At 42.6% G+C, this 15,102-nt stretch carries 14 protein-coding genes; 2 read left to right on the top strand and 12 right to left on the bottom strand.

Annotated features, from left to right (window positions below; genetic code table 11):
- Window positions 1–115: 115 nt before the first annotated feature.
- The 5 genes from AC1DPK_RS06710 to AC1DPK_RS06730 all read right to left on the bottom strand — a co-directional run bounded on the left by AC1DPK_RS06710 (window position 116) and on the right by AC1DPK_RS06730 (window position 5,305).
- The gene (locus AC1DPK_RS06710) at window positions 116–808 is read right to left on the bottom strand and encodes a M24 family metallopeptidase (RefSeq protein WP_477509740.1); all 693 of its coding nucleotides are present in this window, start codon (window positions 806–808) and stop codon (window positions 116–118) included.
- 132 nt (window positions 809–940) lie between these two features.
- Window positions 941–1,735: an SDR family NAD(P)-dependent oxidoreductase gene (locus AC1DPK_RS06715; RefSeq protein ID WP_477509741.1), complete on the bottom strand. Its 795-nt coding sequence runs from the start codon at window positions 1,733–1,735 to the stop codon at window positions 941–943.
- Window positions 1,736–1,969: 234 nt separating this feature from the next.
- Window positions 1,970–2,992: a helix-turn-helix transcriptional regulator gene (locus tag AC1DPK_RS06720; RefSeq protein ID WP_477509742.1), complete on the bottom strand. Its 1,023-nt coding sequence runs from the start codon at window positions 2,990–2,992 to the stop codon at window positions 1,970–1,972.
- 566 nt (window positions 2,993–3,558) lie between these two features.
- Window positions 3,559–4,242, bottom strand: coding sequence for a DUF2306 domain-containing protein (locus AC1DPK_RS06725; protein WP_477509743.1), 684 nt, complete (start codon window positions 4,240–4,242; stop codon window positions 3,559–3,561).
- A gap of 13 nt (window positions 4,243–4,255) precedes the next feature.
- Window positions 4,256–5,305, bottom strand: coding sequence for a DJ-1/PfpI family protein (locus tag AC1DPK_RS06730; protein WP_477509744.1), 1,050 nt, complete (start codon window positions 5,303–5,305; stop codon window positions 4,256–4,258).
- Between the two features lie 173 nt (window positions 5,306–5,478).
- On the opposite strand from AC1DPK_RS06730, the gene AC1DPK_RS06735 reads away from it, so the two are divergent.
- On the top strand, window positions 5,479–6,165 hold the full coding sequence (locus tag AC1DPK_RS06735) for a response regulator transcription factor (protein WP_477509745.1): 687 nt from the start codon (window positions 5,479–5,481) through the stop codon (window positions 6,163–6,165).
- Window position 6,166: 1 nt separating this feature from the next.
- Window positions 6,167–7,501, top strand: coding sequence for a sensor histidine kinase (locus AC1DPK_RS06740; RefSeq protein WP_477509746.1), 1,335 nt, complete (start codon window positions 6,167–6,169; stop codon window positions 7,499–7,501).
- Window positions 7,502–7,761: 260 nt separating this feature from the next.
- Here AC1DPK_RS06740 and AC1DPK_RS06745 read toward each other — a convergent pair whose 3' ends face one another.
- The 7 genes from AC1DPK_RS06745 to AC1DPK_RS06775 all read right to left on the bottom strand — a co-directional run bounded on the left by AC1DPK_RS06745 (window position 7,762) and on the right by AC1DPK_RS06775 (window position 15,101).
- The gene (locus tag AC1DPK_RS06745; protein WP_477509747.1) at window positions 7,762–8,358 is read right to left on the bottom strand and encodes a hypothetical protein; all 597 of its coding nucleotides are present in this window, start codon (window positions 8,356–8,358) and stop codon (window positions 7,762–7,764) included.
- A 598-nt stretch (window positions 8,359–8,956) separates the two neighbouring features.
- On the bottom strand, window positions 8,957–9,328 hold the full coding sequence (locus AC1DPK_RS06750) for a hypothetical protein (RefSeq protein WP_477509748.1): 372 nt from the start codon (window positions 9,326–9,328) through the stop codon (window positions 8,957–8,959).
- Between the two features lie 129 nt (window positions 9,329–9,457).
- Window positions 9,458–9,658 (bottom strand): hypothetical protein, encoded by a 201-nt coding sequence (locus AC1DPK_RS06755; protein WP_477509749.1) that lies wholly within the window; start codon window positions 9,656–9,658, stop codon window positions 9,458–9,460.
- A 447-nt stretch (window positions 9,659–10,105) separates the two neighbouring features.
- Window positions 10,106–10,612, bottom strand: a complete 507-nt coding sequence (locus AC1DPK_RS06760) for a DNA topology modulation protein (RefSeq protein ID WP_477509750.1) — start codon at window positions 10,610–10,612, stop codon at window positions 10,106–10,108.
- A 385-nt stretch (window positions 10,613–10,997) separates the two neighbouring features.
- Window positions 10,998–11,933 (bottom strand): ROK family protein, encoded by a 936-nt coding sequence (locus AC1DPK_RS06765; protein ID WP_477509751.1) that lies wholly within the window; start codon window positions 11,931–11,933, stop codon window positions 10,998–11,000.
- Window positions 11,923–13,704 (bottom strand): class I mannose-6-phosphate isomerase, encoded by a 1,782-nt coding sequence (locus AC1DPK_RS06770; protein ID WP_441874924.1) that lies wholly within the window; start codon window positions 13,702–13,704, stop codon window positions 11,923–11,925. The genes AC1DPK_RS06765 and AC1DPK_RS06770 overlap by 11 nt, the downstream gene beginning before the upstream one ends.
- Before the next feature lie 77 nt (window positions 13,705–13,781).
- Entirely contained in the window at window positions 13,782–15,101 is a 1,320-nt protein-coding gene (locus AC1DPK_RS06775; protein ID WP_477509752.1) for a glycoside hydrolase family 125 protein, read from the bottom strand.
- Window position 15,102: the final 1 nt, after the last annotated feature.

The raw sequence follows: 15,102 nt of genomic DNA on the forward strand, positions 1-15,102 counted from the left end.
TTTCTAAATAAATCCTTGAAAAGAAAATTCACCAAGTTACCAACAAAGGCTGCCGATAAGCTCGGCAGCCTTTTGTAGTTACTCTGTAGTTTAACTATATTTTCCATACCTACAGTTAATCAACGGTTAATAATTGCTCTATAAAACCGCCAATTTCCAGCTTCCTGTCCACAAAATGAATTTCCAAAATCCAATCGCGAGGATTACCATTCGAATCCGGATCTCTCATTGGAATATGATTATCAGGATGAATATAGTTTTCAACGGATTCTCCCTGTATTACTTCATGAGGGAATTCACCAATAAGGTGACCCGCATGCGGACCTCCAAACTCCCATCCGTATTTTAAAGCTAAATGACTCACATAGGTATAAAGTTCACTACCTGTAATCGCAGATTGAGACTGAAAATAGGCCTTCCCTTCATCCCAGGCCTCCACAATATCATTTTTCAGTTTTATTTTTGCTGGATCATCTCCTAGGACGAAGGTTCTTCCGAAATCAGCTTCCCAATCTTCAAAAATTGGACCGAAATCCAGAAATATAATATCATCTTTGGAAACAATCAGATCAGGCGGGTTTTCTCTATATGGGAACAACGTGTTTTTTCCAGCTCGCACGATTCGTTTATGCCAGTATTTCTTAATACCAAACATCTCGAATGCCAATTGATAGATTTCACGATTTATTTGCTTTTCAGTCACATCAGGACGAATAATTCCTTGATCTTCGATCGCCTTGAATAGTTGTTCCGCCTTGCTTTCAGCCTCTCGTAGCGAGGCATGCCGTTTACTAATAGATAGATCCATTTCCCATTCTCCTCTCAATTCTATGAATCTTCTGAAGAAAGAGTACTTACCATATCTTCTCAAAATAATTCTAACGTTTTATTACATCAATTCCAAATGAAATGAGAATCAATCATTCAAATCGTAAACCTATTAAAAAATAGTCGGTACCATTCCCCCATCCATACGGATTGGAGAGCCTTTAAATGCGGATGCATAAGGACTGCATAAAAATGCAGCTAGTCTACCTATTTCAATAGGCTTGATAAATCGTTGTATTTCAGATTGAGGCAGGTTTGTAGTCATAAAATTTTTCTCTTTTTCTGAAAAAGTCATATCTTCATTTGAGTATATGCCCTCAATGATTTGATGCACATTTTCAGAGAGTGTTGGTCCTGGCAGGATCGTATTCACTGTAACTTCTGTTCCAACTGTTAATTTGGATAAGCTTTTGGACAATGATAATAGCATTGATTTTGTCATACAATACTGAGGCATTTGTCCTGAAGGCATAATTGCTTCTTCACTCGCAATAAAGATAATGCGGCCATAATCATTTTTCAGCATTTTAGGTAAATAAAATTTAGATAATCCATTTGCCGCAAGTACGTTCGTACGGAAGTATTTTTCCCAAATCTCATCGTCAACGTCTTCATATTTCATCATTTCATAGATGCCCATACTATTTACTAATATATCAATATTGGGGTATTTTTCGAATAAAGCTTCTCTTTGCGCAATATCCACAATATCGGCTGTAGCATTTTGAGGTGAGGTAGCCGGGAAATCTGATTTGATTTCATTTACAGTTCGTTCCACCTCTTCGTAATTTCGACCATTAATGAGTACATGGACACCTTCTTTAGCAAGTTCAATAGCAATTGCTTTACCTATACCCTTCGTTGATCCCGTAACTAAAGCTGTTTTATTTTTTAATCCCATATCCATATTAAATTTCTCCCTTTTCATTTACTTATTCATTCACGACAAGCTGATTAACAGTCATGATTAAAACAGTCTTGTAATGAGGATAGTGATAATATTACCTTGTCTGAATGGGATAGTAACTAGCATCTCGCGCCAATGTACTCGTTTAACACGCCAAATAAAAAAACGCAATAAATACTAGCTCTCTATTTATTTAAATGGTTGGGAATTTTATATAATCGGCAATCCTAGCCGTCATTCTGCTAACGGGTTTGTACCTAAATGTTCCGTACGCCAATTTGTAGGAGTCTCACCTTCCCAAAGTCGGAAGGCACGGTAGAATGAATTTTGGTCTTCATATCCAATCAAAAAAGCGACTTCCTTAATATCAAGCGAGGGATTTGCCAAGTACTCTAGTGCCTGCTCATGTCTAGCTTTTGTTAAAACATGCTTGAAACTCGTATTTTCGTCGGTAAGCCGTCGCTGCAAGGTACGATCGCTCATACCAAGTTCCTTCGCGACAACCTGAATATCGGGGCGCCCACCTGTAAGGCTGCGTTTTAGAATCCATTTGACCATTTCAGTTATAGAGCGGCTGCTTTGCTGTTCATTGAGCGATCGGTCTAAAACAGGAGTCAGAATCTCCAGCAACTCTTCGTTGTACGTGACAAAAGGACGATCCAGATCGCTTCGATGCAGCGTCAAACGGTTATATTTTGCATCCATTCGGATTGGGCAGCCAAAATAAGCTTCAAGAGCTTGTACATCGCCCATTGATTGTGAAAATTCGACTACCCGCGCTGTCAGCTGTTGACCTGTTCCCCGGCGCCCTAGCTCCAGCAGAAATGCCAAAGTGATGCCCACCAGAAGCGGCGGACCTGATTGCTCCGTATGCAGCCATTCCAGTTCGATTGTACAATGCTCTCCTTCCTCAGTAATACGCAGGCTTTCGGGTGGGCACATTTGTTTGTACCGAGCCATTCGGTTTAAAGCGTCACGATAGTCACGAGCGTAGTAAGTAGCTAAGACGGTCGGTGGATATTGCGCTGTTTCATAGATGGTCGCAAGCTTGATAATTCCTTTTGCAGTGTCGCCAATGAGATCGGAATAAGCCTGCCAGATCGCAAAATAATGAGCGGTGGTAACTACTGATTCAGTAATAATGGTGAGCGGCAATCGTGCTTTACGAGCTACGTCATGAGGGGCAATTCCTAATTGACGTAATCCTATCCAAAATCCTGGCGGTATTTTAATACGATCAGCGTTATGAGACTTCAACCTTAAGGACCTCCTCTATCTATTTTTATATATTCATTAATATTGGTTGTGATTTGATGCCTGCCTTTTGCCAAATACAGCGAATCTTAAGTACTCATAAGAATAGTCTTAAGTTCGGTATGGTGTCAAAATTAACGTAACAAGCTGCACTAAACTGCCCATTAGTTTAACAAGGAAACAGCCATACTAACCAGCAGCCATCAACAATGAGGTGGTTGATCAATTTATCTTAAACAGAGACATTTCTATAATTATGAATCGCTTATTTTTTCTATTTTCAATCCAACAAACAAGCAATGTTAACTTAATTTAACATAATCGAACGAGGACAATTTTATAAACCATTCTCTTCTTTCAAATTGATATGATTTCCACAATGCTTTTCAGAATTCGCATAATGAAACGTTAACTGTGAGATTATAAGTTCATAGACAAGGGCTTTCACAACATGCAATTAATTTCCGCTTAGATGAAACATTAATTTCTAATATTTTTCAAGGTGAAAGCCCAAACAGGATTGGTGGTACACTCCATTTTTAAACGTATGATTAAACCCAATCCATTTTTTATTTATTTCTCAAATCCTCTTTGGATTTATTGATTGTTCTGATAATGACCTCTGGAATAAGCAGCAGCAACCCAAGGGTGATATAGATTCCTATGGTATAGCTATCAGCGTAACCGTAACCAAACACCTGTTCAAAAAGAAAAGTGACAAGATGAATCAACATATTCGTAAAACAAAACGCGTAGCTTCGGATCATCCAGTTCCGATGCCGGATCATTTGCTTCTTTCTAATTTGTACGAGCGCTGTAATCGTAATAATCGGCCATATTATATTTAGCATGTTGAACCCCATACTGCTGGTTTTCCCCCCGGTGGAGTAAGGTGCCAAATATCCTGAAGTCAGCACCACAATAAGAACAGACACGATATATACGTAGCCGTTTATGCGATGGAGCTTACGGCTTTTCTCGAAAATAAAGCTAGAAAAGTTGAGCAGCCCCGACGCCATAGCTAAACAGGCAAATGCAACATGAACATGCATCACATTTAACCAGACTGGAAGATTAAGCGTTCGCCTAAGCCCGATTTTTTGGCTAAGAAAGCCCTCTGCACCGGGATCGATCATATAATTTTTCGCCAAAGCGTAAAGAATAAATAGAATGCTAACACAGGATAATATGCCAAATAATAATTTTCGTTTCGTTTCGTTTCTTGTTCCAATACTACTCCCTCCGCGGCTCATATCGTTTGTACCTCTACATCATTCCGGAAAAGGAAATTCGATTGCCAGTTAATTTGGATGCCGGTAAAATTCCTGCTTTAGCCGTTCCAGTCAGGCTGTCTCCTTTGGCGGACACCTCGAATTTTAGATTTAAGCGCATAGGTTTTGTTATTCGCAGCGACCAGTTAAGCTTATTATTCTCAAGCATAGGGTTCATCATTTCTACCGTTTCGTCCCCTTGAGTTGCCATGCCTTGAATTAAACCCCCTCTAGTCGTTATCGAGAGCTTGACCTGCATTTTCCCGACTGGCGTAGCGATTGTCGTATCCCAATCCCCTTCGAAGATAGATGACTGTATCATGTGATTGTCAAAAACTTCATTCTTCATCTCAACTGTGTCTGCTGCTACGTTCGGCTCCTCACTTTCCATTGTTTTATGGCTGCCAGGCGTCCTCCCTGTTTCTCTCCAAACTGTCCCTCTTCGTTCGTATTCGAATAATTGTTCTACCGCATGCGCGATACGCGGTCCAAGCTCACGTTCCACCAAGTAAAGAGCTACATCAATACCGGAGGTTACGCCGCCGCCGGTAACCAAGTTGCCATCATCCACGACGCGTGCTGGGACGGGAACAGCTCCAGTTGCTCCAAGTAAATCCATACCGAGATGGTTCGTTACGGCTGGTCTGCCTTCCAGCAATCCTCCCATCGCAAGTATCAGCGAACCTCCGCATACCGTTGCGACTACGATGTCCTTTTGCATGAGAGCCTGTTCCATCAAACCTGTTAATGCCGTGTTCTTAGCACGGCTTAGAATAACCGGAATCGAGTCGGGGCCATCTCCTTCTACCTCACCGGATGCTCCTGGAACGAGAATGATCCCCTGCGTTGCCGTGTTTAGACTGCCGCTTGCTTCAATTTTCAACCCATTGATACCGCTAGTCACGAACCTCGGCCCTTCGGCAGTGACAAATTCTACGTGTAATGCCTTGTCTGCAAGCATCGCGGCAGCACAAAAAACCTCGTAAGGTGCTATGGCATCCAGAAGGTCGAAGCCTTCAAAAAGCACAATTTGAACATTTAACATAAATACTTCCTCCTCATCTCAATAAAAATCGTTCGTAATAAAATCATAACAGCACAATATCTCAATCATGGTTGTGAAATAATCACAAAACTATAAATGAACCATCACAAAACATTGGAATTCGATTGTTTCGGTAAAAAAAATGATAAACTGGTTTGGAAGGTGGGATATTTATGAGCTTATTTAATACGATACTCGTTGTAGACGATGACCCAAGTATCGTTGAACTATTGAGTGACTTTTTGGAAAATGATCATTTTCAAGTGGTAACTGCTAACGACACCACTGAAGCATGGACATTGTTCCAACAAAACACGGTACATTGCATCGTTCTTGACATCATGATGCCCGGGCAAGACGGATTCGAGTTATGCCGTCGTATTCGGAAGGAGAGCAAAGTTCCAATCCTTTTCTTAAGTGCCCGCAGCGATGATGTGGACAAGATTCGAGGTCTGACACTCGGCGGCGATGACTATATCGTCAAAAGCGCTTCCCCAGGAGAGATTGTTGCTAGGGTAAAAGCTGTATTGCGGCGTTCCGTTTCCCCGCAGCATTTGGATGAAAAAATTTTGGATTATGGTCGCATCAAGATAAATTTGTCCTCAAGAGAAGTATTAGTGGAAGGGCAAAACGTAGTGCTCACACCTAAGGAATATGAGCTGCTGCGATTGTTTATGGAACATCCCAGGCATGTTTTTTCCTTTGAACAATTACTTGAAAAGTTTTGGGAAGGGGTAGGCGACAAGCATACGATTCGGGTTCATCTAAGCCGGCTTCGTGACAAAATTGAACCCGATTCAAACCATCCACGGTACCTCATCAATGTATGGGGAATTGGGTATCGCTTCGAGGGAGGATAAAATGAGGTCCATTCGCATTCGCACGTTTACTTTACTTTGTTTCTTCCTTCTCCTTTCACTGCCGTGGATCTTTTATATTACCGCCCATTTCTTGGAAACAAATACGCTCAGCTTGGACAGAAGCGATTCACAAAACGAGACTCTACAAAAACATTTAGCCGAAATGACTCTCCTGATTGAATCGAACACAGACAAATGGACGGAACCCAATTGGCAAAAAGAGTTGCAAACCCAATTACGGAAAGCGAATATGAATGCGGTTATAGTATCATCGTCAGATCAGGAAATTTTCCGGTCCAACATGAACTCCCACAGCGCTTTTTCGACAACCACCGAGCGGTTTACTCTCTTAGAGGACGGTCATTTACTTGGAAAGTTCGTCCTTTATGTGCCGAAGACAAATACAGTACAATTCATTTCAATGATTGTCGGATTGTTTTTGGCATTCTTTATTATTGGTATCGAAATGCGAAGGTTCATACTAAAGCCACTAGAGAGGATGAGTCTTGCAGTGAGACAAATTGATGCAGGAGATTGGGGTGTGCGATTACCCATATCCCGAATCACTGAAATCGCCGAAGTAAGTGATGGTTTTGAAGTAATGGTGAATGGCCTTCAAACATCTAATCAGAAGCAAGTAAGGCTCGAGGAAGAACGTCGATTTGTGATTGCAGCCGTCGCACATGATTTACGAACACCGTTGTTTGCATTAAGAGGCTATTTGGACGGTCTGGAACAAGGAATTGCTCATTCACCTGAGAAAACGGCAAAATATTTGGCTGTTTGCAAGGAAAAATCAACTCAGTTGGATCGGCTGGTTGAGGATCTATTCACATTTACAAAGATGGAGTATTTGGAGGAAAAACTAAGCAACAACACTTTTGATCTCACGACAGTCATTCGGAAGTCGATTGATAGTCTAAATCCTCTAGCTCAGCAAAAACACATCTCAATATCCAGTCATTTAACAGACGATTGCATCATTAGCGGCGACATGCATTTATTGGAACGCGCCATAAATAATCTTTTGGATAATGCCGTTAGGCACACCCCTCCCGGAGGAAAAATTGTAGTCCAATGTGATCATGATGGCAGAAACATGAAATTTACAATCCAGGATACAGGCTCTGGTTTCTCTTTGGAAGAGCTGCAGCGAGTGTTTGAACCATTATATCGTGGTGAAATATCTAGGAATCGGTTAACCGGAGGCAGCGGGTTAGGATTGACGATTGCACAAAAGATTATTAGGCGTCACGGAGGCGAGCTTGCTGCAGAAAACCATTCGGAAGGTGGAGCCCTGCTGACTGGCTGGGTACCTGTGAACGGTTCGGAGTAAAATAATAACGAGTATGGAGTTAAGGAAATAAGTCAGTACCCTGAGACTTACTTTACGTGGAAGTTTCAGATTGTCCTAAACTCACAAAAAAGCGTCTCCTATGATAAAGGGAAGGCTCTGTACGAAGCTCCGTATTCCAAACAAAGAAGACACCATCTCCACATGGTTTGTGAAGTTAGTGTCTTCTTCTAATAGGAGTGGCCTATCAAATGGGGCGTAATATAGCCGTTACAACTTTTTGAACAGCATCGATATAACTATTACGCTAGTCCCGCCTCCAGCTCTTGCAACCGCTCGTCGTATTGACCGAGCAGCTTATGCAGCTTGCTGTTGCTTGCAGCAAGTCCGCCTTTCCGGTTGCGAAGCAGCCACAGTCGATCAAATTCCTTGATAATAACAAGGAGTTCTGCCTTCTGCTTCTTGATCCACGATTTCTCTGAATCGATGTCAGGCAGATCAATTTGGAAGATTAACCGGTGCAGAGCGGAACCTTGCTCGATGAGACGAATCGCATTTGCCAGTTCAGCAACGACCGTATCCGCATCCTCGATTTCAAGCTGTACCCCGTCAAGCTCCAGTTTTCGCTGCTCAATCCATTTCAGCATTTCGTCATATTGGTAATCCAGCTCAAACGGTGTTCCGCTGCCAAGCCCAAACGGCTCATCCAGATTAATATTGACATAATCGGATATAAAATGTGGCAAAAGATCGCTGAACATTGTTTCAATTAGTTTGATTGCCCTCTCGTCCGTTGGATTCAAAGTCATCGGAGGCAATTTGATAGACACCGGCGTTTGTTGTCCACCGAGGTGTTCAGCCAGTTCGGTAAACTCAGCTTTGGCCAGCCATGGTCCCATATGTCCTAGACAATTCTTTTCCCGCTGATTATTAGTATTTTCTGGAATGATTTTCATTTCATTAGATGATTAGGCAGAAAATCTATATTTCAGCCAACTTGCTGCCATTACAAATCAAACTTCTATACATTCAGCTCATGTGGCACACCACAAAAGTGCTGCCTCCGAAACTTACGGTAGATCAGCCCAAAACCTTAACGTAATCATACTCATCGCCATTTCTCCCTTGAAATAAAGTCCTCCCTTATCATATCGCCTTAGAAAAATTATCTCTATCCATTTTCCGTCAATTTCATAGCACTTTCTCGACTCTTGTGGCTTATCAGAAAAGTATCCTAAGTGATAATTGCTGCGTTTACTGCTAATAAAACATGATGAGTCAAGTTTGAAATATCTTTAATCAAAAAAACCACATGGAGTTGTTGCCCTCCATGTGGTCAATCATGTTATAATCTTTCTCTTTAACTATATTCCTATATGCATCTGTAGATAGGGAATAAATAGTTTTACTGCGCCTCTAGGCTCGAATACTCACGTGAGATTCCGTGGCCTATACTCTAATAAAACGAAGACCCAGCATAAGGTGGCTGGGTCTTATTTATAAATTTCTCTCTTTTATATCGTTTACTATCACTAACGCTTCGCGTAAATTTTCCACGATCCCATCGTCATTATATTTCTCCACTAATTCTGCTACAAATAACATATCATTCGAAGCCCCGTAATCATTTACCGTGTGTGCTAACGCCTCATATACCACAGGTTCTAGGGCGTGGCTATCGAAGCGGGTTATATACGTTCCGTCATTCGAAATAATTCGCTCTAGGCGCTCGCTTGCCTCTTCAAGTGATAAAGTCGGTGCGGGCTTGCTTGAGAATGCATCGGGCATATAGGTTTTAAAGGCGATTCCGCCAATAATGAACACGATTAGAGTAATAGCGATTATATCACGTTTTAAGTCCGTAATCATGGAAACCTACCTCCTACAAGTCTGTAACGCTTACGCACCTTACTTACATATATTGCAGGAATTCCGACTTTTCGTGTAATATTCAAGGCTTTATTTTCCTCTTTTTGTTGTCTGTGCAATCGTTGATCTTTATATTCTTAAACTACTTAAATTGCTTACCTGTAAATTTAAATCCATTACTTCCTGCCTTATTTTTTCAAGTTTATTGTACTTCTCTTCGAATTTTGGATCAGTGATTTCTAAGGAAAATGCATCCTTTTCTGCTTGCTTTAATTCCTTGTCTTTCTGCTCAATCGCTTTCAATAAAAAATCCATATTTAGTTTGGTCACGTTTCATTTCTCCTTTAAACGTAGAATCAACTTCAATCCCGTTAGTTCAAAAACTCTATTAAGACCAAATTAGAAGACATACCCAAAATAGCCCCCCAAAAAGTAATGATGTAATAATAGTTAATTGAGTACTATTTTCTTTATTAATAAGAGCACGGAATGTACTTAAGAAAAACAACATAAATAAAAAAGCCAATATAGCAAATAAAAAAGCCATTAGTTTTTCCCCCTATCCTTGAAACTAGTAAAAAGTTATCCGTTTGACATAAACTCTCGATTGTTACCAAATACGGATTCACCATTCAATAATCGTATATAAAAGCACTTTCAAAATAATAATACCACATATTGGAATCTACTAGACTAATTATACCATTCTAATTATGCATGACTGTCTATTAGCTTAATAAAATGAGCAGGCCACCGCAGCGCCTGCTCATCAATGTTTTATTCAAGTTTTGCTACAAATTCTCGCACGTCCTTCGGAGACTTTAAAATGATTATTTTCTTTTCATTCGATAACCTTCGCAGTTTTTCTGTTATCTTCGGCTTCTGTTTGTCTGGGTATTCCCAGACCCATTTCAAAAATTCCAAACTAACCCTTTCTTCGCAACCTTCTGCCATATCCATTCTCTTCTTGTTGCGGTACTGAAACCTTCTCTTCAACACGCGAACAATGCAGATCCATCTTGATAGATCAACAAATATGATTGTATCAGCCGCTTGTAACCTAATATCTAAAGTGCCTCCATAATTACCATCAATAATCCAACTATCATGACTTATGAGCTCCTCTTGAACAACTTTTTGCTCGTTTTTAGGCGTGCTAATCCAACCCGGCTTCCAAAAAATTGAATCCAAATGATGAACTTTAATCGATAATATTCTGCCCAGCTTGCTAGCCAAAGTTGATTTGCCTGAACCTCCAGAACCAATAAGTACAATTTTTTTCATATTGACCCCCATCAATGATCCTTATAAACTGATTATTCCTTAAAAGATAGTTTTAGTCATCACGCTAACCTGGCTTTTTTCTATTATAATGTAGCTTTGTGTTGACAAATCCCATTCATTCTCAAAAAAAACCATCCCGAAGGATGGTCCATACTTTTGATGAGCACTATAAGGTTTGGATTAGAGTGGAGAGTCCTATCCTAAACCTTTCGCTTTTTAATATAACATACATTTGTATCTCTCTATTTCATTCTATCGTCGTTGCTAACATAAAAGCCACCGAGATTGTTTTATTATTTATAATAAGGTTTAGCGATAAGCGATTGCTCCCGCTCCATTCTCCAATCACGGTCTCCATATACGGCTCCACTAGTAAGGAGTCCTATTATGAAGTCCCATGTGGTTCTGCGTCGAACATACAGGAAGCGCCGATAAAGGTATGGTGCAGCGCATTGTCAAGGGCTTCGACTTTAATACCGAGTGGCGAGAGAATTCGAAAAAGGCCTTCTCCGAACAAATCCATGCTTTTGGCTATTTGGCCTCCAATCATGAGACGGTCAGCCTTAAAATCTATTAGAAAAGGCAGTAGAAATTGTCCCAATTCATCCCCGAATGCCCTGAACAGCTCGCTCATGCGATTCTCGCCCTTCCGGGCAAGCTCTGCAAGATCCTTCACATCCATGCCATCATGCAGAAAGCCGGCATCCCGGAATAAATGAAGAATACCTCTCCGTGAAAAGCATTCATCCGCAGCCACGCCTTGATGAGGCAAGTTATATAAATAGCCATCTTGCGGTACGTGATCACCTTCGGTGACAAGAGTTCTGCACTCAATAAAAGCTGAACCAATGCCGGTCCCAAGCGTAATAGCCAGTATTCGCTCATTTGGATAGAGCTTGCCGGTTCCCAAACCAAACAATCTGCCATCATTCTGGAACCGGATGTCCAAGAAATCTGTATTCTCCTCAAAGCCGTTTGCACGCAATGCTTGCATGAGCTTTTCTTTCACGTTTACACCATATAGCGATTCGAATTTATCCAGCTCACGAATCCAGCTCACGCCGTTTTCATAATCAAACGGTCCAGGAAAGGACATGCCGATGCCAATGGCTTCGGGTGAGCATGAATGCGGAAACTGCTTGTATTGCTCAAGCAAGTCTAATAGAATAGCTGCCAATCCGGCAATGATGACTTCTTCCGAACCCTTGGCATTTGCAGCATAATGAGAGATCGTGCCTTCCATTACTTCCCCGCGTTCTACAACGCATCCCTTGACATAGGTTCCACCCACATCCAAAGCAAATATGAGATCAGCGTTCAATCAGGCTCACGTTCCATTCCGGAGATACTCCCGCTTTAATCAGTTTGCATGGCGTTTCCGTCAGGTTTACGATTTTGTATGCACCGAATACGGAAGGTAGAATATAAGATTCCGCGTAGTTCAAATCAACGAATATTGATTCATCCGCAATGGATACGATGCGTACACTATCTCCCTCCACGAGATTGTACATGACAAACTCGCCGTCTGTCTGGTCTAGCCATTCCGTCTGCAGATGGATCCGCCTTACGTAAAACAGTAGATCGTCTCGTTGACCGAGCAAATACTCTTCGTTGCCTCCTTGGCTCTGCAGCAGCTGTGGCTCAGGGATGAGGTTTTGCTTAACCCATGATGTCGTTTTGTCATAATCGATATTACGGAAGCCGTGATCCGCGTTGATGGGACGCGGTTTGCCATCTAGGTCCTTACGCAAATAATCGTATAGCTTGAACGTAAACCACCAAGTCGTAGATGATACTTCAAGCACAAGATTATCGATGCCTGAAGCATGAACGGTTCCCGGAGGAATGAGGAACAAATCTCCTTTGTTCGAATCGAATTCGTTGACATATTCAGTGAATTCCATCGGTACGCCTGTCTCCTGTGCCTGCAAGACGGCGTTTTGGAAATTCTCTCTCTCCGTTCCCTCCGTAAGCCCGAGGTAAACCTTGGCATCCTTTTTCTGTTCCATAATATAATACGATTCCTGCTGTGTCATAAACTCGTTGAAATGTTCACGCACATAGTCCTGCTTCGGATGCACTTGGCAAGATAGTTTGTCCCCGTTCATCGTATCAAGGTAATCGAACCTTACCGGAAAATAATCGCCGAACAAAGACACCGGACGTTCACCCATGATGGCTTTATATTCAAGGGCCATGACGATCAGGAACGGTACTTCGATCACGTCGCCTCCATATCCAATCAGAATAGAATTCTCTGGTGCGATTGGCTCGAAGCTCCATGCACAGTTCACCCACTCCTTAGGAAGGTCAGCCATGTCTTTCAAATATTGTCCTCCCCAAATACCAGGAGCGAAAAACGGCTTGACGCGAAGCGGACTTTGGGCCACGCTCCGAATCATCGCTTCAAGGTCAGAGATGGTCAAAAATACAGGCTCTTCCGGCTTGTTCATGTCCAAGTAGAGATCGATGTTCTGGAAAATACGTTTACGGTACGTTTCCAGTATCGGCCATTCCACGAAATAACTAATTTTATACTTTTCGACGGAATCGCGGTTCCATGACATTCCGAAATTGAGCAGTTGCTTTTTATGCTGGATTTGCTGATATTCCCTAGAAACATCCAGAAATAAGACAGTGCTGCTCCGCTCTCCCGCAAGCCAATAAGCGCCTGGCCCGAACACGATAAACGCCGTTCTCCCATTTTGTTCTTTCAATCGGTTCGCGAGCGTTTCTCTTGCGTCCAATACGAAATAAGCCTCGATTTCACCTTCTGTTACGTAACCGAACGCTCTATTTTCCGTAATGTTGCGGTCGAATTCCTCACGCAGCGTTTCGCCGGATTTCAAGTAACCTGCCGTACTTTGAACGTTCAAGCTCCAACCTTGCTTCTCTATCGCGGAAGCAGCATGCCGAATGAATGACTGAAAGTCAGCGCCGTGCGTGCCGTCCACGATAATAAGCGGGGGGGTGTCCGTCTTCTCGTCCAAACTCGCTTTTAATAGCTCCGTTAAGGCCTCGTAACCTTTTGAAATTGGCTGTTTCGAGAATGGCTGCCTGACTGGATTTATAGGATATTTATTAAACATGGATCATACCTCCTTCAATAATCGCCGTCATATATTTGATAAACAGGGCTGTATGTTTAAATGAACAGTCTATCGCTCTAAATAATGCCTTGTTGCAAAGCCTTCCACACCAAATGGGCAAACTGACTGTTTGACCAAGCAAACCAATCCCTCGTGAAGTTGGTAGGATCATCCTTGTGGAAGCCTTCATGCATAAAGCCGGTGTCAGCATCCGTGGCCTCCATGATATTGATCATTTCCCTGATTTCATCCGGATCCACGGCGGTCAAACCTTGCATAGAATAAGCGAGATGCCACACGAAGTCCGGCGGTGTATGAGGGCTGCCAATACCGCTAAGGCTCTCACCTTTGTAATAGTAAGGATTATCTTCGCTCAAAATGAAAGCTCGCGTGTTCAAATAGATAGGATCGTTTGCATCCGCGAAGCCGATATAAGGCGCTGATATCAGACTTGGCGTACCTGCGTCATCCATCAGGACGTGATTGCCGAAGCCGTCTGTCTCGAATGCGTACATGCGTCCGTACTTCGGATGTTCCACGATGCCGTACAATTCAATAGCATGCCGGATTTCTTCTTCCATTGTAGCCATGCGAGCCGCAAGCTTCTCATCTCGGTATACGTAACGAACGATTTCGCCCATGTCGCGAAGTGTTACAGCGGCGAACATATTAGATGGAATGTTGAAATGGAAATCGCAAGCATCGTCGCTTGGACGGAATCCCGACCAGATCATGCCAGTCTCGTTGACCAGCATGCCGCGCCCTTGCCTCCGCAGCGTATCGATCATGATTCCATTATGACGCTGGAACCTGTACGTAGAGAGCTCAGCATGCTGCTGCTCGACCTGCCAGACATCCAGCATCGCCAGCAAAGAAGCTTTGAATTGCTCATTGAATATGCCCGTCCGGCCCGTTTCCTTCCAATAATGATAGGCTAGACGGAAAGAGAAGCACATGGAATCGAGTTCGAATTTACGTTCCCACACCCAAGGCGAACTTTCCGTTTCGTCTCCGGAGTTCCAATGCCAGTCATTCGCGGTTTCGTTAAACGCGTTAGCATAAGGATCAATGCTAATGTAGAACATATGACGATTAATGACTCCCTCCAGAATACGCTGCAAATCGGTGTCTTCCTTGGCAAACGGGACATAATGCATCACTTGCTCAACGGAATCCCGCAACCACATAGCGGGGATGTCTCCTGTTAGGACAAAGGTAGTCCCGTCCTCCAGCAGCTTTGTTGTCGTCTCCAGCGTATTTGGGAAGCAGTTCTGAAATAATCGGTTAAGCTTCGGCCGATGAGCGAGCAGCTTCTCCGCTTCCTCCATCGCCTTTACGATGGAAGGCGGCAGCTTTAGCTCGGGGATATCAATTTGCGGCAAACGATGGTTTTTCATA

This window comes from Paenibacillus sp. 01T424 (assembly GCF_056398745.1).

What these genes read in the sequence shown, in the direction of transcription:
- AC1DPK_RS06730 (WP_477509744.1), bottom strand. Translation starts at nt 5,305, where the DNA reads ATGTTAAATGTTCAAATTGTGCTTTTTGAAGGCTTCGACCTTCTGGAT.
- AC1DPK_RS06715 (WP_477509741.1), bottom strand. Translation starts at nt 1,735, where the DNA reads ATGGATATGGGATTAAAAAATAAAACAGCTTTAGTTACGGGATCAACG.
- AC1DPK_RS06770 (WP_441874924.1), bottom strand. Translation starts at nt 13,704, where the DNA reads ATGTTTAATAAATATCCTATAAATCCAGTCAGGCAGCCATTCTCGAAA.
- AC1DPK_RS06725 (WP_477509743.1), bottom strand. Translation starts at nt 4,242, where the DNA reads ATGAGCCGCGGAGGGAGTAGTATTGGAACAAGAAACGAAACGAAACGA.
- AC1DPK_RS06760 (WP_477509750.1), bottom strand. Translation starts at nt 10,612, where the DNA reads ATGAAAAAAATTGTACTTATTGGTTCTGGAGGTTCAGGCAAATCAACT.
- AC1DPK_RS06710 (WP_477509740.1), bottom strand. Translation starts at nt 808, where the DNA reads ATGGATCTATCTATTAGTAAACGGCATGCCTCGCTACGAGAGGCTGAA.
- AC1DPK_RS06775 (WP_477509752.1), bottom strand. Translation starts at nt 15,101, where the DNA reads ATGAAAAACCATCGTTTGCCGCAAATTGATATCCCCGAGCTAAAGCTG.
- AC1DPK_RS06750 (WP_477509748.1), bottom strand. Translation starts at nt 9,328, where the DNA reads ATGATTACGGACTTAAAACGTGATATAATCGCTATTACTCTAATCGTG.
- AC1DPK_RS06740 (WP_477509746.1), top strand. Translation starts at nt 6,167, where the DNA reads ATGAGGTCCATTCGCATTCGCACGTTTACTTTACTTTGTTTCTTCCTT.
- AC1DPK_RS06735 (WP_477509745.1), top strand. Translation starts at nt 5,479, where the DNA reads ATGAGCTTATTTAATACGATACTCGTTGTAGACGATGACCCAAGTATC.
- AC1DPK_RS06745 (WP_477509747.1), bottom strand. Translation starts at nt 8,358, where the DNA reads ATGGGACCATGGCTGGCCAAAGCTGAGTTTACCGAACTGGCTGAACAC.